Genomic DNA, 18,207 nt, shown 5'->3' with positions numbered 1-18,207 from the left:
TGTCAGGACAACTCTGGCAGTGGAATCGCCAAACCAAGCTAGGAGTAGTATTTGACTCTTCTACTGGTTTTCAACTGCCCAATGGTGCCGATCGCTCCCCAGATGCCTCCTGGGTTAAATTAGAACGGTGGCAAACTCTCACACCCAAACAACAAGAAGGCTTCGCTCCCCTCTGTCCAGACTTCGTTGTAGAATTGCGCTCTAAGTCTGACAACCTGGAACCATTGCGGGAAAAAATGCGGGAATACATGGCAAATGGAGCAAGTTTGGGGTGGTTAATCGATCGCAAAAATAAGAAAGTCGAAATATACAAACAAAATCAGGATGTGGAAATATTAAATAATCCCAGCACTTTGTCAGGGGAAGATGTGTTACCAGGATTTGTCTTAGATTTAACAGATGTTTGGTAGTGACACCGAAAGATTCACCAACAGCAATATAATAAATTAGAGCAGTACGTCAATCCCAAATCTCAAATCCCATGGCCCTAACGCTTTACAACAGCTTGACCCGTCGCGAATCACCTTTTGAACCCCTCGAACCCCCAAAAGTGCGGATGTATTGCTGTGGCGTTACGGTGTACGACTACTGCCACGTCGGCCATGCGCGCGCTTACATTGTTTGGGACATGGTGCGGCGTTATCTGATGTGGCGGGGATACGATGTGCGCTACGTGCAGAATTTTACAGATATTGACGACAAAATTCTCGATCGCGCCCGCGAAACCAATTCCACAATGGAAGCCGTGGCGGAACGCTTCATCGAGGAATATTTTGTAGATATGGACAAGCTGAATATTCTTAGGGCCGATGAATATCCCCGCGCCACCCATACAATCGACGGCATTAAACGGCTGATTCACGAATTAGAAAATAAAGGTTATGCCTATGCTTCCAGCGGCGACGTTTACTACAACGTGAGGCAGTTTGCCGATTACGGAAAACTTTCCGGCCGCAAGTTGGAAGAAATGCAGGCAGGGGCTAGCGGTAGATTGGAAACCGCAGAAATAGAAGCTCAAAAAAAGCAAGATTCCTCTGATTTTGCCCTGTGGAAAAGCGCTAAACCCGGAGAACCTGCTTGGGATTCATCTTGGGGAAAAGGTCGCCCCGGATGGCACATCGAATGTTCGGCGATGGTGCGCGATTGCTTGGGCGAAACAATTGACATTCACTGCGGCGGTTCCGATTTAACTTTTCCGCACCACGAAAACGAAATTGCTCAATCTGAAGCCGCGACGGGCAAGTCCCTGGCTAATTATTGGATGCACAATGCTTTTGTGACTGTCAACGGCAAAAAGATGTCGAAATCTTTGCACAATTTTATTACAATTCGCGATTTGTTGGATGGGAATTGGTCGGGCGATACAGCTTTGGAAGGAAGCGAGAAGTCAAAAGCGGTGGCACCGATGGCGGTGAGGCTGTTTGTCTTAACAGCGCACTACCGCAGTCAAATTGATTTTACCGAAGAGGCGATCGCCTCTGCAAAAAATGGCTGGCAGACTCTTGAAGAAAGCCTAGCTTTTGGTGGTTTGCACGGTTCCCAATTGGGCTGGGATTCACAAAAAATTCTGCAATTGCCCATAGTGGAAAGTGAGGCTGTACAGCAATTTAGAGCAGCGATGGATGATGATTTCAATACTCCTAATGCTTTAGCTGTTATGTTTGAATTGGCGAAGGAATTGCGGCGCGAAAGGAATATAATTGTACATGGGGGAAAAACGGAAATACCTTCGGAAGTGTTGCAACAAAAGTGGCAGAATCTTGTTAAGTTAGCCGAAGTTTTAGGATTTAGGAAACCTGAGTGGCTAAGTGAGCATTTCATTGGCGATAGCTTCATTTTTCGCGATTACGCACCTTCTAGTCTTGAAGATGAAATCAGCGAATTACCTGATGAGGAGATTGAGGTGATGATTCAGCAGCGGAAAGATGCCCGAAAAGCTAAGAATTTCGCAGAGGGCGATAGAATTCGCAACGAACTTAAGGATCGGGGCATTACTCTGATCGATCAAAAAGATGGTACAACTATCTGGCATCGCAGTTGAAATTTAGAGTTTCTTAACCGCAGATGAACGCGGATGAACGCAGATAAAATTCCATCCGCGTTCATCTGTGTTCATCTGCTGACATCTGCGGTTAAAAACTCCCATTGACAAACTCCGCAACAGCCCCAACAAATTCTGCCGTTGATTCGTAGGGCAAAACATTCCGCAGTTGAAATTCAGAGTTTTTAAACCGCAGATGAACGCGAATGAACGCAGATGAAATTCCATCCGCGTTCATCTGTGTTCATCTGCTAATATCTGCGGTTAAAAAATCCCATTGACAAACTCCGCAACAGCCGCCACAAATTCTGCGGTTGATTCGTAGGGCAAAACATTCCGCCCCGGAATTAACAAACCTTCCGCATGGGGAAAGTTAGCCAAATATTGCGCTAATCTTTCATCCGGTTTCTCTTCCTTACCCGCTTGACTGATGCTTGAGGCTTTTTCTCCCATCACAACGAGTGCGGGGCGATCGAACTTTTGAATCGTGCTACTATAATCCTGGCGCCAAAACCCCGATAAAAACGAGAAAACCGCGTGACGGCTGTCAGGATTCGCCGCCCCAGCCTGCAAAGCATCCAACCATTCGCCGTCAACTTTTGCCGCATCGCCAAACAGTTGTTTCGCAGAAAAAGAACGCAAAAATTCAGCGCGTCTGGCGTAGCGATAAAAAGCGTTTCCCAAGGGAGAACCTAACAAATTCCAGACAATTCTTTGCTGTTTTTCTGTCGAATGTTTGTTCATCACAGCCCAAGCGGGAGGCCCGGCGAGAACTAAGCCGCGAATTAAATTTGAGCCGCTTTCCTGCTGCATTTTTGCTAAAGCCAAGGCTACAGACAGTAAAGCACCTTGCACGAGTACGATCGCAGGTTTTTTCACTACAGTTTCCAAGAAATACTGCAACTGTGCAGCCCAATCGTCAGGATAGCAAGCCACAGCAGGCATTTCGCAATCGCCGCAGCCCAAAAGGTCGGGATTGTAAATCGGATTACTGTTCCCTGCTTTGTACCAACTCTCACAAAATCTCTGCCAAAAAACTCTTGACAAACCCACGCCTATCGGATGGATTAATAACAAAGGGATGCTCTCTTCTGTCCCAATAGTTGGGTTATAAACATCATAAGCACAGCGATAATTTTGCCATTCGTAAAACAGCGTTGGTGATTTTATAGACGAAACTGTGGATAAATCTTGGGTTGAATAGGGCGGTTGCATATTATTTTTTGGTGCCGATGTTACTTTTTATTATAATATGAGTTGGGGCGGGTTTTACCCGAAATATATTTGGTAACTGAGAATATAAATAAACCCGCCCGGCGGGAGGACATAAGCGCAAATACAAACCTTGATTACTTAATCATGTCAGAACAACGGATAACTATTTCTTTACCTAACTTGCTGCTGATTGTAGGATCGTCCTTGCTGCTAGTGCTGCTGTGGCAATTGCGCAGCCTGCTAGTAATTCTGATGATATCAGTCGTGCTGGCTGCTTCGATCGTCCCGATCGTTAATTGGGCCCAAACGATGCGGGTTCCCCGCTGGCTGGCGGTGATTATGGTTTATTTAACTCTCATCGGTGGATTTACCGGGACGGTAGTATTAATCGGCCCCACGGTAATCGAACAAATAGAGTTACTGCTGCGGCAGTTACCAGTTTATGTCGAAAATTTGCGAACTGTGGCAACTAATGTATTGAGTCGGTTGAGCGACGATGCCCCAACCTTGGTGGGTCAGTTGGTTGACACTCAATCGCTGACTAATTGGCTGATTCGATCGAGCCAACAACTGGTTTTGCGATCGTACAGTTTAACGAGAGGCATTCTAGGCGGTTTCTTCAGCTTAGTTTTAGCCTTATTTATTTCCGGTTACATGGTTGCAGACAGCGACACATTAATTAAAAGTTTGGTGCAGTTTTTCCCGAAACCTTGGGATGCAAGATTAGCCGCACAAGCGACGCCAATCGGTCAAAGGATGGGGAGTTATATTCGCGGGCGAGTGTTAGTTTCGGGCATTTTAGGGATATTTATTACCACAGGTTTGAGCATTTTGGGAATGCCGGAATTTGCTTTAGGCTTGGGTGCGATCGCCGGCGTTACCAACTTAATTCCCTTCATCGGGCCAGTTTTGGGAGCAGTACCAGCATTAATCGTAGCCTTTGCTAAAGGCGGCTGGCTATTTGTGTGGGTATTGCTGTTATTTGTAATCATCCAGAATTTGGAAACCTACGTCCTCGATCCCTTGCTGGTTGGTTCATCAGTTGGGGTGCATCCTTTATATCAATTGCTGTCTGTCTTGGGAGGCGTTCAAGTATTGGGAATTATCGGAGCAGTAATTGTACCGCCTTGGTTTGCAGGAGTAGCAGCTTTGATTGAGAACTTGTATTTAAAACCGAAACTTAGGAGCGAACATCGAGAGGCAATAGATCGGGCTAAAAATAATTCAGACTTGCCACCTATTACACCTTCAGCGTGACAGCAGCTTACGCCTTGAGAATTCAACATAGTAGACTCCAATTGCCAGCATTCGCTCACCTCTCTAGAAATTATCTGCGTTTATCCGCGTTTATCTGCCTTACATCTGCGGTTGACCATCAATCCAAGATTCATGCAATAAATCTAGTATCCACAAGTCCGCCGACTAAGGACTAATTGCCACTTCAATGCGGCGGTTGCGCTGCCGATTAGTATCAGAACTATTGTCTACCGAAGGGCTACTTTCCCCATAGCCGATCGCCACCCAATGATACTTTTGGCCCAGCACACCAGACAAATACTGCACCACAGCCTGAGCCCGCGCCAACGACACATTGCGATTGTCCGCCGCTTCCCCCGCGTCGTCAGTGTGGCCCGCAACCCGCACAGTAGCCCCCTCGTAATTGCCCAAATCCGCGACCAAATTGTCCAAAATCGCACTCGTTCCCCGGCGCAAAGAAATGCTGCCAGTATCAAACAAAACATCGCTGGGCAGAGTTACCATCAGCCCATCCCCGGCCAACACCCGATTATTGGCATTCTGTGGCGCAGTATTCACAGTTTGAGGCCTCAGACTCGGGCTACTGCCGATCGCGGGCAAAGCAGGAACAGGAGTTGCCACCGTTTCCGGCGCCGCCAATTCCCGCGACATCAACTGCAACCGCTTTTCCAAAGTTTCCGTCGGGCGACTGATGCCCAACTGACTTTCCAAAGCCGCCGTGCGGCCGATCAGCGCGTTGATCTCGCCCTGCAACTGCCTCAAATCCGACTGCAACTTCTCTCTCTGGGCAGGACTGACTTTTGACTGGGGACTGGGTGTAGCCGTTGGTGTCGGCAGCGGCGGAATTTGCTTTGCTGGTGTGCGTGTCGGGCTGGGGGTCAAATTTTGAGTTAGACGCAGCAATCTTTCTGCCAGCGGCATCTCTGCCGCCCCGGAGGGATAAATTTGAGCGATCGCCATCCCCAGAACCCAGGCAAAACCGCTGCCTACCCCCAGTAGCAGCAGCCGAAAAATCAGCGACAGTACAAGCAAACCTTTTCCCCGCGACTTCGAGACGCGAGTCGGGGGGATTGAAGGTTTGTGGTTAAAAGATCGCGTCATATTTCCTGCTGTACAAAACTTGGCTCAATTTTATCTTTGCTGCACCATTCAACTCTAAGTATTTTCCTTGCTCGATCTGACTCCTGCTTCTTTCCTGCCGTAAATTCGGGTATAGCAACACCCTATTTTTTGTCACTACAACTATTTTTTTTTAAGCTTTTAGCCATTGTTTAATCATTATTTTCAACCAATTTAACGAATCGTGGTATCCCCTTCGACCTTTTTATAGGCTGGTCATTTTTAAATCCACCGTGGTTTACAAACCAGAAAAAAATTGCCAACCAGAAACAAATTGCTTTAGTTTTTGGGTTTATCTAGACATTATAGCACAAAACGGAGCGTTTGTCAATATAATCGCCATAATTCCCTTGAGGGAAAGTAGGGAAAGTTGAGTAGACCTCTTGCAAAAATAACTAGGACGGGCTCTTCGGCCCATCCCACAAGAGTTATTTTTTCTTGTGGGATGGGCCGAAGAGCCCGTCCCATCAATTGATGAAAAGGACTTTTGCAAGAGGTCTAGTAAAGTATCAGGTGATAAGGTCAAACTCCCTCTCGGTTCAGATACGATAGTAATTTCGATTAACTGTGAGATTTTAATAAAACTTGAGTTAAGTTGTGTAACGAACTAAATTAAGTCACCAGACCTTGCCCCCGCAAGCCGATCGATTTTAGATTTTAGATGGGAGGACAAATCTCAAATCTGAAAAAAAACCCGGTTTCTACAAATCTCGGGTTTGGCGGCGAAGCATCGAGGCAGAAACATGGTTTCTAGTTTGTTGCGTGCAAGCCTGAATCTGTTGGATAATTGCGTAAAAATTTTGGAAAAAAAGCCGATGACTGACCCTTTAAATAGCCCTTATCCCGTTCCTTGGGAATGGATTAGTGCCACTCATGCTAAAGTGAGCTCAACTGCCGGCACAGGCCTCCGCTACTATCGCAGTCCTTCCCTCGTTTCAACTAACGGCCAATACGCGGCTTACAGTCGAATTGAGTTGCAAGTACAGGCAGAATTCGCCCGGTGTCGGGTTAGCAGCGTCATGTTTGTGGAAAATCTCAAAACCGGGGAACTGCAAACAGTGGCGGCTGCTTCGCCCCTGGCGGAAAGCGGAATGTATGCTAACGATGACACAGATATGTCCGGGACGATCGCCATTTTAGTGCCTGTTTCTTGGAATCAAGAGGGTTCCCGCGTTCTCGCCCGCGAATTTGAAGCACTTTTCAACTCTTCCGATATGTCCGACTACGGTGTCATTTGGGACAAAAATGATAATTACACTTATACCGTTGCTCCCGCTCGCAGTCTTTACACTCATGCTGTATTGTTGGGTTGGAGTCAAGTTTGTCCCGGACAAGTTCTGTTCCGCGCCGGCAATTTGGGCGATCGATCTTGGCCTCTTTGTGCAGTTGATATGACCGGCCAAACGATAGCTGTCAGCGAGGACAAACCCCTAGTTTTCGGCAGTCAAGCCAGCACAGACTGGATCGAACCTAAAACTCGTTTTTAGATATTATGGCGGTATTTTCTTTGATCTGGCCCACATTTTTTTTACTTTCAGGTCAATCTTTCGACCAATTCATTTTGACTCTGGCGCTGATAGTTCTGGCTGTTATTTGCGGTCTAACAGCTTTTATTTTTATTCGGATTTGCATCAATTGGTTGCAGGCGAAATTAGAGGAAAACCGCCATTTTTTTATCCGAGCATTCAAAAGAAAAAATGAAAATTTAACCGCTAATATTTCCGAACCTGAAAAGGTTTTTTTAGAACCGCAATTCGTAGAAAGTGACGGCAATTTAGCTGCTGCTATTTTTGAACCAGAAACCGATATTTCCGAACCGCTTGAACCGGAGATAATCTGCGAAAATTCAGCCGCAGTTGCCCATCTCTACAAGCCGATCGCTCTTTGGCACGGGCGGTTAATTTTGCCCTCAAACGAACAGCGCCAGCCCTACGGTTCCGTGTTTTTTGAAGTAACAAATGCACCAAAAAAATATCAAGATTTTATTTGCAAAACAGCATTTTTGAAATGGAGTACAAATCGCGAAGTACAGTTTTTTGTCCACGCAGTAACGCAAGATCTAAACTTCACAAAACAGGCTATAGATAGTAAAAAATCTGGCAACATTCATCCAGATAGATTGAACGGCTGGCGAAATGTAGGCCCTTTAGAAACTCTAGCAGGCAGCCGACTTGAAGACAGCGTGACTGTGATGCTACGCAGGCCAGTGATTGCGATTAATTATAGCAGCAGCGATCGCCATGAACTCACGATCGATCGCGAACCAGTACAAATTATCGGACATTTATGCGCCTTCGTCTCCATTTTGCAACGAAAAGAACCCGACAGCGACAAATTTATTGTCCGGCATTTCAACAAAACATCTAAACAATTTGACGGCGCCGCCGAAATCATTCGGATTCCGCAAGTACAGCCAGACAAAACTGGCGTAGCGAGGTCTACCAATCACTTGATCGAAAAATCGCCATTAAATCCACAGGGGTGGTACATTTACGGCGAAAGAGACAAAGACGGTATGTTTGTAGTGCAGGCAATCGAACCCCGCAAAATTGCCCAATTAACACCAGATGAAACACATTTCGGTCTGGAAAAATCTCTGGCTTATTTAAGCAGCAAAAATTGGGAAAATACACCAGCACAAAAAGGGCAAGCAAAAATAGTATTGTTAACCCCAAATGATGCTACAGAAAACGCTTCAATCTCTCCTTGGCAAGAAGGAGATATCGGGATAGTGATTCACAGTTTCGGCGGTATCGGTGGCAAAAAAGGCGAACAGACACCGCTGGGAATTGTCACGGGACATTTTGCTTTCGGAGTAGCAAAAGTGGTGCGCGATCGATTTACCAGCGAACTGCGTTTTGACATAGAATACAAACAAGTTTACGCCCACAATCCCGACGGAATTGTTGCCGGTTCCAGCAAATGGCAAAGCTACATGGGAGACTTGCAGCGCGGCTGGTTGGGCGATCGCCCGGTTTGCGATATCATCTGTAAATTAGATTGCGTGTGTTGTGACTACGATTTTGGCGGCATCACCTTGTCGCCTTTAACCGAACTAAACCAGCAACTAGATATCATGATGGCCCGCTACCGCAGCGGAGACGGCACCGGCGCAAGTTTAGTCACGCCAGCAACTTCTTGCGTCCAAGATTCAAGTCAGGCAATTTACGCGACAATAAAAAAAATCACTTCCGAAATAGAGTCAAATCCTCAGATTCAAGACTGGCTGAAAACAAATCCTGCCGCCGCACAAACTCAAAGATTTCACAAGTTAGTAGCTTTAGGAGAGAGTTTAGAAAAAGTATTAATGCCCCTCGGCATTGTCCGTCCAGATTGGCACAAAAATTCGAGTTTAGCGGGGATTGATTCGGAAATGAAAAAAACCTCTTTTGTTGGTATAGCGAACCTGATCAAAGCTGCTATTAGTTACCGAACAATGCTGCCCAGGCGCACCCAAGATGAAATCGCCAAAATTTTATTAAAACAAGGAGAATTTTTGTGGATAATTCGCACAAATCAAGTCGGGGGATTTGACCCAGATATTGAGCCTACCGCACCGACAGGAATTTGAATCCTAAAAAAACAGTGGGCCACTTCAGGGTGCGGAATGTGGGTTTGAATCCTACAGCACTTACGCACTACGACCAAAGAAACCGGGTTTTTTAGCGAATCTGCAGCTTACAACGCGTATTTTCGTAAAAAACCCGGTTTCTGGGTCCCCATAATAAGACTCGGCGGTTAAAACCAAGATGTTGCACCATTCTCAATAAGCTTTTTATGAACAGGCAAGATGCCTGTTCCACAAGAAAATTCACTCTTTGTGGAACAGGCATCTTGCCTGTTCTTGAGAATGGTGCAAGATGTGAGTTAAAATCGATCCTACACAAACTTTCGTCCTAGCAGAGAAGGACTAAAGAATAAAAGGGGTATGAAAGCCGGATTTGATTCAGTTAACAGTCAACAGTTAACAGTCAACAATCAACCATTACCAAGGAGTGACTTGAACTTTGCCGTCTGGTGCAAAAACTACTCGGAAATCAGCCAGGGGTTCCGCAGGTGGCCTGCTGCCAACCGGCTTGTAAAGCAACTCCGACAACGGCGTTTCGGATATATCGACTGCTGCCGAATTCTCCGACTTGTAACCGACAATCGCGCCGTCTTGGGCCACACTCACCCGATAAACCAACTCCGCATCAACCGGAGGCTTATTCTTCACAACTCCGTCAATTTGCTGAAAAAGTTTGCCCTTCAACAGCTCAATTTCCCCTGGATCGCTAATTGGCACGGCTGCCACCTGAGGGCTTGCCAAACCTTCAGAAACAGGACTGGGCGTGATTTCCTGCGAAGTGTTCGACTGCGGTGTGGCCAACGGTGAAGCGTCCGACTGCGGCGTGGGGCTCGGAGTCGGCGAACTAGATTCAGCGTTCGGAGTTTGAGTCCTAGGCAGCAAACCGTCAGCCGCAGGCGTAGGATTGGGATTAGGCGAACCCGATCCGCCCGGATTCGGCGTTCCCAGATTCTGGCCCCCAGCATTGGGCTGCGGCACCGGATCTCTGGGGCGCTGGACTTCGGGCACTGGCACCAAGAAAAACGCCATCGCAGCCAAAGCCAAACTCGACACCCCCACGACAGCAGGCAAACTCCGCTTCGCCAAAGGTTCGGCAGACTTGACGTAACGCTTGGAAATTGGGGTTAATTGCAGTGACAATTCCGGCAGCGTCTGCGTGTCGGCAAAAAACTGATCGATCGCTTCCACTAAGTCAAATAGCTGTACTGTCGTCAAATCTACTTTTGCCGACAGTTCTGTTTTTTGATCGATTTGGGTTGGGCTGCCTGTTTCGGTGGGTAGAACGGTCAACCGATGCAAATTCCCGTCAATTCTGTGCAACTGCACCATACCCAAATTCGGGCCGTAGCGATCGGGATAATGCACTCCGCTCATAAATTCTTGAGCGTAGCTGCTAACGACCCTCACCAAGCTTTCAAAAAACTCTCGTCCCCCGCTTAGGGGCTCGCCGAGACCGGTCACATAGCATTCAGCGCTCATTAGTATGGAAAGCACCGGCCGTTTATCTAACTGGCTGGTTGCCGATCCATCGCTCAACCCTTCTAGAACCAGGGTGCAATTTGGCAGACTGTACTGACGCCTAATAGTCATTTTTTATTCAACTTCTCCATCAAACAGGCTAACCCAGAAGCGCTGCATTCCGGCTGTGCCTGTACAAAATAGCAGGTTGCTCAACAAGTTCAAAGCTAGTTCGTTGAGCTTGTCGTCGGAATCGTAAGCTGCAACTAGCGATCGCTTGGGGTTCATGCGCGATCGAAAGTGAGCTCGAAAGCGTTCTAAATACTCGGCCAGTGGCAAGTGCTGGTTGAGGGGGATATTTCTCGATCGCAACTGCTGCGAGTCTAGCAGCAATTGCCGAATTGTCGCGGTTAACTTGCGCGCCATATTGCAGGCGATCGCCACCAGCGCTTTTGCCTCCACCATGGTAAGGGAGCGGCGCTGGGTGTAGCGTCTCAGCGGGTTAGTATTGCGCATCAGCCAAAGGGCAACCCGATTTTTGATAATCGATTCCAATTCCAGGTCCTTTGACACTGCCAGCATTTCTTCAGCACCTCCTAGATACAAGGCTTCGATCGCCAGCAACATCAAGTCAATTTGCAATCTGGCCCGGCGGGGACATCCCCCATTGGAGGGCGACAAGTCTGGCAAACTGTCTAAAATCAACGGGTTTGACTGGGTAAGCGAAGTTTCTGACTGCATTAATATCACGGCAACATCCATTCCAAACAAACTATACGGGTATGTGGGGTCTCGGGCATGACAAATTCAGAACCGACGACTCCTCAGCGATACTTTATTTTGATCGTTGACTTTTATGTATATATTTCACTCTAACAATTCTTGGTGCTCGATTTCAGATTCGATGCTTGGGTTTTGGGAGTAGACGAGCTCGCGGACAAGTTCGCCCAACAGCATTTTTACTGCTTTGGCCGCTACGCGCGATCGGATTAGTCGCACTAGTCGGCCGCTGAGTTTTTCTTGATCCATGATTTGACCAAGCCGATCGCCTGCTGCGGAATTATAATTTTTCCTGGGTTGGGCTGTAGTTTCCGAAAGCGAGCGGGACGTTCGCACCCTCGACATCCTTCCGACGTAACCGGATTTAATATCACAGAGTCGGAAACCGAGCAAGAATTTGACAATTACCGATTCCCTATTACGATCGATCAATGTTCCTTCTTCTGGGGTTTCGGCGGCGCTTCTTTTTGAGCTGTAAAATCAGTAGCCCCCGCCTTATCAGTTAGACTAATTTTTCCCTTGAGGCTTTCTCCCTCCACAATTCCTCGCATTTTAACAGAACTGTTTTGACCCGTTGCTGTGGAATCGCTGCAACCCGTTAAATTAGGAACCGCACCCGACAAACTCAATCCTTGATTTTCCCACTTGCCATGTAGAGGAGGTGTCTCCTCGGCTATTTTTTCGCGATCGGCTTCGCTGCTGCCCGATCGCAAATTACCGCTCAAATAAACACCCGATTGCTCGATTGTCAAGACCAAGGAATCAGATTTGAGACATTCTGGCAAACTTTGAGCATCGAAGCGATAACTTCCCCCAATTGCCGGGGCCGCCTTTAAATTTGTTTCGCCGTAAGCACTGACTACTTTAAACAGCAGCGCAACTGAGCCGATCGCAATTCCGTAAAATGCCAGCGATTTGAGGCTTAAATGATTCATCATCTTGGTAATTGGTAATTGGGCATGGGCCAAACAGGGCATAGGGCATGGGCCAAACAGGGCATTGGCCAAACAGGGCATTGGTACTAACTAACAAATAACCAATAACCAATAACTAATAACAACAGTCAACAGTCAACAATCAACAGTCAACAGTCAACAATCAACAGTCAACAGTTAACTGACTACCTTTGAGGAAGTACCGACGCCAAGTGCGATCGCACTTTAACGTAGCACCGGGCAATCAGCAGCGAAGAATGACACTGCACAGCCAATTCATCAGTATACTGCCCCAAAGTTTGGCGCTCAATTCCCCACTCCCGACTCGTACCCGCAATAGTCAAATCAGCATTAGCAGAAGCCGCCACCACTGCTTGAATTGGCTCAGCCGCCTCCACAATCGGAGTTTCAATCCGCGATCGCACCTCAACCGGCAACTGATCCATCACTCGCTGAAAATCGTAACTCAGCTCGTTTCCAGCTTCCCCGTCAACCGCCACCCGCAGCACCGTCAAACGGCGTTCCTCGCTATTAACTAACAGTCTCAGCGCCAATTCTAACCCCAAATCATCGTGAATGTTAGCCGCGTAAGGTACTAACAAGTTATTCAACTTTTCCCGGCCTCTGTCAACAAAAATTGCTACATCCACCTTAGCGTTGCCGAGAATTTGACCAACACGTCCTCCCAAACGGTTGCTGCTAAAAGTAGGCCTGTGCCATCCTACTAAAATCAAATCCGCGCGATCGATCTCCGCAATTTGTGCCGTTTCCCGGGCTACATCATTAGTAACCCGAATGATGGGATGTACGAATTTTCTCGCCTCGGACACTTCCAAACTATCAATCAATTCTGATAATTTCGAGCGGCGCTCTTGAATAACGCGATCGGCTTCCGCAGGCGTACTTTTAAAGGCATAATCCTCATTTAATTCTATCAAACTCAGAGGATGAACCGCCGCCGACTGTAAATCGTCACCACCCATACCAGTGGCCGGCTGCGCCAGCGCTACCGCTAGTTGCAGTAAACCTTTCTGCGTGCTGGGATTGGCAACCGGTACTAAAATCCGATAAGTTGGCAGCATTTTTTTAGCAGTTTCTTCGCTGCTACCCGCCATTGGTGAATTTTCTAATTCTGACTCCTCAGAGCTAACTTCTGAAATATCTAACCGAATTAACCGTTTTGGATAAGTCCACTCCAACAGAGGCGAAGTCATAAAAGTTGTGACTAAAGCCATGATGACTAACATCGTAAATAGCAGCGGCGAAATTACGCCCAGGGAAAGACCGATATTCAGCACAATTAGTTCAGTCAAACCGCGAGTATTCATCAGCCATCCCAGGGCTGAAGCTTCGCGGTTGCTGATGCCACAGACTCTGGCCGCCACGTAAGTGCCGACGTACTTGCCGACAATTGCCACTCCCAAAACTGCGGCGCACAGCAGCCACAATTCGGGACTGTTGAGCAGGCCTATTTGAGTGCGCAAACCGCTGTAAGCAAAAAAGACTGGCAGCAGAAATATCAGGACAAAATCTTCGGTTTTCTCAGCTAATTCTCTAGTTAATCCCGCATTTTTCGGCATGGCGGCCCCCAGCAAAAAAGCACCGAAAATTAAATGAATGCCGATCAATTCAGTAATTAAGGCAGAAGCTACAACTCCCATGTAAATTCCCGACAGCACTAACTGTGTTAATCTGCCGGTACGGGTGTAGTGCCCGGAAAGCCACTGCAAGAGCCAGCGGACTACAGTCATCATGAAACCGATGTAAATTAAAGATGCAAAAATGGTTGGCAAAGCGCCGATCATGGAGTTAGTTCGAGTAACTGCGATCGCCACCGCCAACAAACACCACGCCGTCACGTCGTCTACCGCAGCGCAAGTCAGGGCCAGCGTCCCCAATTTTGTATTCTGCAAGTTGTGTTCTGTAATAATTCTTGCCAGCACCGGAAAGGCAGTAATTGACATCGCAGCGCCCAAAAATAGGGCAAACGCTGTAAAGGAAACGCTATTATTTGAAACGATGGGATAAAGCAGCAGCGCTAGCAAGCTTCCCAGGGAAAACGGCACTAAAATGCTGACGTGAGAAGTTAAAATCGCGATATCTAAATTGCTTTTGAGATACTTGGGATTCAGTTCCAAACCAATCAAGAACATGAAAAATATCAGCCCCACCTCAGACAGCACGTTGAGGAAGGGAACGGCTTCTGCTGGAAAAAGTGCTGTTGCTAAATCTGGTGCAACTAAGCCCAACAGAGAAGGCCCGAGCATAATTCCTGCTACAATTTCTCCAATGACTTGAGGCTGTTTGATAGATCGAAACCCTAAACCGACAAGTCTCGAAAGTGCGATGACAATTAGAACTTCAAGCAGGACGAGAATGGGGATGGGCATGGCGTTTTTAGCTTTGGGATTTTTGCGGATCGAGAGGGCACGGCAGTAAAGCCGGCAGAATTGGCGATCGAAAAAAAAAGGAGACTAGCTCGATCGAAGGTAGAAGGCACAAGAGGCGCACCAACAACGCCATTCTCTCACAAGCGAACAAAGGCTTTGGCAACATCCCCCTGGATTTTTCGTTTTGAAGAAGCGCTTGCGAGTAACTCTAACCTCCGCCTGGGCACCCCGCACAAAATCTCACCTCCGGGTGGCCATCAGCCATCCCACCCTAGGGATATAAGATTGTCAGAAAAAGTAGGGCGCGCTGTGATAAACTAGAAAAGTTGTTTAAATTCGCACATCCGGGTTTTCGGGTGTTTCGAGGGCGCAAACCTTCAGAAATACGACCGGGTGGAGGATTAACCCGAATCAGGAGTTAAAAATACAATGCCAGTAGTCAGTTTGGCTCAAATGTTAGAGTCAGGGGTTCACTTCGGACACCAAACCCGCCGGTGGAACCCGAAAATGTCTCCCTACATTTTTACAGAGCGCAACGGGGTTCACATCATCGACCTCGTGCAAACCGCTCAGCTTATGGAAGACGCCTACGAGTACATGAGAGTGGCCTCAGAAAAAGGCAAAAAGTTTTTGTTCGTGGGTACGAAGCGCCAAGCTGCCGGGATTGTAGCCCAAGAAGCTCAACGCTGCGGTGCTTATTACGTCAACCAGCGCTGGCTGGGGGGAATGCTCACCAACTGGACGACAATTAAGTCCCGGGTGGAGCGCCTCAAGGATTTGGAGCGCCGCGAGGAAATCGGCGCCCTCGATTTGCTGCCGAAAAAAGAAGCTTCGGTGCTGCGCCGAGAAATGGCCAAACTCCAGAAATATCTGGGCGGGATTAAATCTATGCGCAAGATTCCCGACGGAGTGGTGCTGGTAGACCAACGCCGCGAGTATAATGCGGTGTTGGAATGCCAAAAGTTGGGAATTCCGATCGTCTCTCTGTTGGACACCAACTGCGACCCGGATTTGGTGGACATTGCGATTCCGGCGAACGACGATGCTATTCGATCGATCAAGCTGATTGTCGGCAAGTTGGCTGATGCCATCTACGAAGGTCGTCACGGTCAGCAGGGCGGCGACTCTGAGGAAGACTACGACTACGAGGGTGGCTACGAAGGCGCTGAATATGATGTCGAAATCGAAGAATTGGATGACCCCAATTATGTAGATCCCGACGACGCAGACGCTGAAGGGGAAGAAACCGAGAGCTAGTATTGCCCTCGGTCTCTGACACCAGGAAATTAAAAATTAAAGATTGAAAATTAAAAATAATAATTATTTTTAGTTGGATATTTTTAATTTTTAATTGTACATGGCACGAGTCTAAGTCATTAGTAGAGTTCTGGCAAAAGCATTCATTGTGCCAGCCCCAGAATTTATTGTGGCGCTAGACCTAGAAAGTCCGCCCTAAGGTAGACTGGGTATTTCTTCACTCTTGTCTAATCATTAACATTAAGATTAGTGACTAATGACTGATGACTAATGACTGATGACTAATGATTAATGACTAATAACTAATTTTGATTGGGAACTTAAAGAAGATGGCGGACATATCTGCAAAACTTGTTAAAGAACTGCGCGAAAAAACTGGCGCGGGCATGATGGACTGCAAAAAAGCCCTCGTTGAAAACGATGGCAATATCGAAACATCCATTGAGTGGCTGCGGAAAAAAGGTCTGGCTTCGGCAGGTAAAAAAGGTGGACGAGTTGCCTCAGAAGGTATAGTAGGCAGCTACATTCACACCGGCGGCCGCGTGGGAGTGCTGGTGGAAGTTAACTGCGAAACAGATTTTGTGGCACGTCGCGAAGAATTCCAAAAGTTGGTGCGGGATATTGCGATGCAAATTGCAGCTTGCCCGAATGTGGAATACGTGAAAGTTGAAGATATCCCCGCCGAAATTGTCGAAAGAGAAAAGGCAATTGAAATGGGCAAAGATGACTTGGGCAACAAGCCGGACAACATCAAAGAAAAGATTGTTCAAGGGCGGATTGAGAAGCGCATGAAAGAGTTATCTTTGATGGATCAGCCTTTTATTAAAGATCAGAATATCTCGGTGGAAGAGTTGGTGAAACAAACGATCGCCCAAATTGGAGAAAATGTCCAAGTGCGTCGATTCGTGCGTTTTGTCTTAGGCGAAGGCATTGAGAAGGTAGAAGCTAACTTTGCTGAGGAAGTGGCAGCCCAAATGGGTGTTAAAGAATCTTAAATAAATTAAGATGGGAAATTAAAAATTAAAAATGTGAAAACTTGATTTTTAACATTTTTAATTTTTAATTTTTACAGGACTCCTGCACTGCGTAACAAACACCCCGTTTCTAACCAGAATAAAATGGAGACTCAGACAATTTGTGGCAGAAACCTAATTTTTTCGCCCGCGTCCTATTTTAATTTTATACGAGAGATATGGTGCGAGCAAGAGAGCGAATAGAGCAAGATTTGGCAGGACTCGAAGAGGCTTTAGCAGCCTTGAGTTTGGAGTTTCAGAGTACCTACGAGGGTTATTTAACGGCGTTGGGGCAAGCGGTGCGGCAGCAGTTAATTTTGGCTTGCTATCACCTTTGCACTCAAGCAGTACCGGAGTCGTTTCTCAAGTTGTCCTTCGACGGGCGGCAAAAAATGCAGCAGTCTGTAAGGCGTTTGGCTGCGGCGTCGGAGGAAAAATTGCGATCGCTGGTGACTGACTCAGAGGCAGAAGAAGAGGAAGAGGAAGAGGAAGAAGAGGAAGAAGAGGAAGAAGAGGAAGAAGAGGAAGAAGAGGAAGAAGAGGAAGACGAAAAAGACGAGGAAGACGAAAAAGACGAAAAAGACCAAGAAGACGAAAAGGAAAAAAAAGAACTTTCCGCGACTAACTATCTATTTTCAGTGGCAAATTACCAGGTGCCAAAAACCAATTCCCCCGAAAGTTTGGCGCGCTGGCAAAATAGTATTGAAAAGTCGATCGCCCATATTATCAAGCTGCTTTCTCGCGATACCAACCGCTTGCTGCAACAGTCGGGAATCTTGCCCAGTCAATTGCCAGAACCTGTTCTAGAAGCTGCTTCTGGTGCTGAATCTTCCGGGGACAGCGTGGCCGGACCGCCTAACTTATTAAACTTAATCATTGAAACCGATGCCCCATCAGCATCGCGAAACTTGTCAGAAACATTGGCTAGTAGGGCGCTGCACATTACAGCGGTTAAACTCCGGCTGTCGGAAATAGAGTTTGCTGATGCGGGAACCTCGGCTTGGCGCCAGCAAATTCGCAACCTTTCTGTAAGGTTGAACTCGCTCGGCCGCGATTACCAGAAAAAGCAGCGGGAACTCGCTGTGGTGGAGGCTGAGTCGGCTTGGCGATCGAGTTGGTTTGAAGATTAGTCAGTTGACAGTTGTCAGTTGTCAGTTGTCAGTTGTCAGGAATT

General features: G+C 47.2%; 16 protein-coding genes. 8 read left to right on the top strand and 8 right to left on the bottom strand.

Annotated features, from left to right (window positions below):
• Positions 1-410 (top strand): Uma2 family endonuclease (locus ACUVJL_RS23580; protein ID WP_445248061.1); only part of this gene is annotated, 410 nt, incomplete at its 5' end.
• 71 nt (positions 411-481) lie between these two features.
• Positions 482-2,041 (top strand): cysteine--tRNA ligase, encoded by a 1,560-nt coding sequence (cysS, locus tag ACUVJL_RS23575; RefSeq protein ID WP_445248060.1) that lies wholly within the window; start codon positions 482-484, stop codon positions 2,039-2,041.
• A 91-nt stretch (positions 2,042-2,132) separates the two neighbouring features.
• On the opposite strand, the gene ACUVJL_RS23570 is transcribed toward cysS, so the two are convergent.
• Together ACUVJL_RS23570 and ACUVJL_RS23565 are read right to left on the bottom strand one after the other, a co-directional pair.
• Positions 2,133-2,279, bottom strand: a complete 147-nt coding sequence (locus ACUVJL_RS23570; RefSeq protein WP_445248059.1) for a hypothetical protein — start codon at positions 2,277-2,279, stop codon at positions 2,133-2,135.
• Between the two features lie 26 nt (positions 2,280-2,305).
• A complete protein-coding gene (locus tag ACUVJL_RS23565; protein WP_445248058.1) occupies positions 2,306-3,256 on the bottom strand; it encodes an alpha/beta fold hydrolase in 951 nt (316 codons plus the stop codon).
• 144 nt (positions 3,257-3,400) lie between these two features.
• Between ACUVJL_RS23565 and ACUVJL_RS23560 the strand changes: the two genes are divergently transcribed.
• A complete protein-coding gene (locus ACUVJL_RS23560; RefSeq protein WP_445173508.1) occupies positions 3,401-4,513 on the top strand; it encodes an AI-2E family transporter in 1,113 nt (370 codons plus the stop codon).
• A gap of 165 nt (positions 4,514-4,678) precedes the next feature.
• Here ACUVJL_RS23560 and ACUVJL_RS23555 read toward each other — a convergent pair whose 3' ends face one another.
• Positions 4,679-5,614, bottom strand: a complete 936-nt coding sequence (locus tag ACUVJL_RS23555) for an OmpA family protein (protein WP_445248057.1) — start codon at positions 5,612-5,614, stop codon at positions 4,679-4,681.
• Between the two features lie 833 nt (positions 5,615-6,447).
• On the opposite strand from ACUVJL_RS23555, the gene ACUVJL_RS23550 reads away from it, so the two are divergent.
• Both ACUVJL_RS23550 and ACUVJL_RS23545 read left to right on the top strand, forming a co-directional pair.
• Positions 6,448-7,119: a hypothetical protein gene (locus ACUVJL_RS23550; RefSeq protein WP_445248056.1), complete on the top strand. Its 672-nt coding sequence runs from the start codon at positions 6,448-6,450 to the stop codon at positions 7,117-7,119.
• 5 nt (positions 7,120-7,124) lie between these two features.
• Positions 7,125-9,203 carry an abortive infection protein gene (locus ACUVJL_RS23545; RefSeq protein WP_445248055.1) on the top strand — a complete coding sequence of 693 codons (2,079 nt, stop codon included), beginning with the start codon at positions 7,125-7,127 and terminating at the stop codon, positions 9,201-9,203.
• A gap of 414 nt (positions 9,204-9,617) precedes the next feature.
• On the opposite strand, the gene ACUVJL_RS23540 is transcribed toward ACUVJL_RS23545, so the two are convergent.
• From ACUVJL_RS23540 to ACUVJL_RS23520, 5 genes are all read right to left on the bottom strand, one after another.
• A complete protein-coding gene (locus ACUVJL_RS23540; protein ID WP_445248054.1) occupies positions 9,618-10,790 on the bottom strand; it encodes a DUF4335 domain-containing protein in 1,173 nt (390 codons plus the stop codon).
• A gap of 3 nt (positions 10,791-10,793) precedes the next feature.
• Positions 10,794-11,420, bottom strand: coding sequence for a DUF3038 domain-containing protein (locus ACUVJL_RS23535; protein WP_445248053.1), 627 nt, complete (start codon positions 11,418-11,420; stop codon positions 10,794-10,796).
• A gap of 105 nt (positions 11,421-11,525) precedes the next feature.
• Positions 11,526-11,774 carry a hypothetical protein gene (locus ACUVJL_RS23530; protein ID WP_445248052.1) on the bottom strand — a complete coding sequence of 83 codons (249 nt, stop codon included), beginning with the start codon at positions 11,772-11,774 and terminating at the stop codon, positions 11,526-11,528.
• A 92-nt stretch (positions 11,775-11,866) separates the two neighbouring features.
• Complete coding sequence (locus ACUVJL_RS23525) at positions 11,867-12,376, bottom strand: hypothetical protein (protein WP_445248051.1); 510 nt, start codon at positions 12,374-12,376, stop codon at positions 11,867-11,869.
• A 182-nt stretch (positions 12,377-12,558) separates the two neighbouring features.
• Positions 12,559-14,763, bottom strand: a complete 2,205-nt coding sequence (locus ACUVJL_RS23520) for a cation:proton antiporter (protein ID WP_445248050.1) — start codon at positions 14,761-14,763, stop codon at positions 12,559-12,561.
• A 429-nt stretch (positions 14,764-15,192) separates the two neighbouring features.
• Between ACUVJL_RS23520 and rpsB the strand changes: the two genes are divergently transcribed.
• From rpsB to ACUVJL_RS23505, 3 genes are all read left to right on the top strand, one after another.
• Entirely contained in the window at positions 15,193-16,020 is an 828-nt protein-coding gene (gene rpsB, locus ACUVJL_RS23515; RefSeq protein WP_445248049.1) for a 30S ribosomal protein S2, read from the top strand.
• A 329-nt stretch (positions 16,021-16,349) separates the two neighbouring features.
• Positions 16,350-17,015, top strand: a complete 666-nt coding sequence (gene tsf, locus ACUVJL_RS23510) for a translation elongation factor Ts (protein ID WP_445248048.1) — start codon at positions 16,350-16,352, stop codon at positions 17,013-17,015.
• Between the two features lie 197 nt (positions 17,016-17,212).
• A complete protein-coding gene (locus tag ACUVJL_RS23505; protein WP_445248047.1) occupies positions 17,213-18,163 on the top strand; it encodes a hypothetical protein in 951 nt (316 codons plus the stop codon).
• Positions 18,164-18,207 lie beyond the last annotated feature (44 nt).

This window comes from Microcoleus sp. OTE_8_concoct_300 (assembly GCF_031383065.1).
Classification (GTDB): domain Bacteria; phylum Cyanobacteriota; class Cyanobacteriia; order Cyanobacteriales; family Microcoleaceae; genus Microcoleus.
This window is presented reverse-complemented; position numbering and strand designations above follow the sequence as displayed.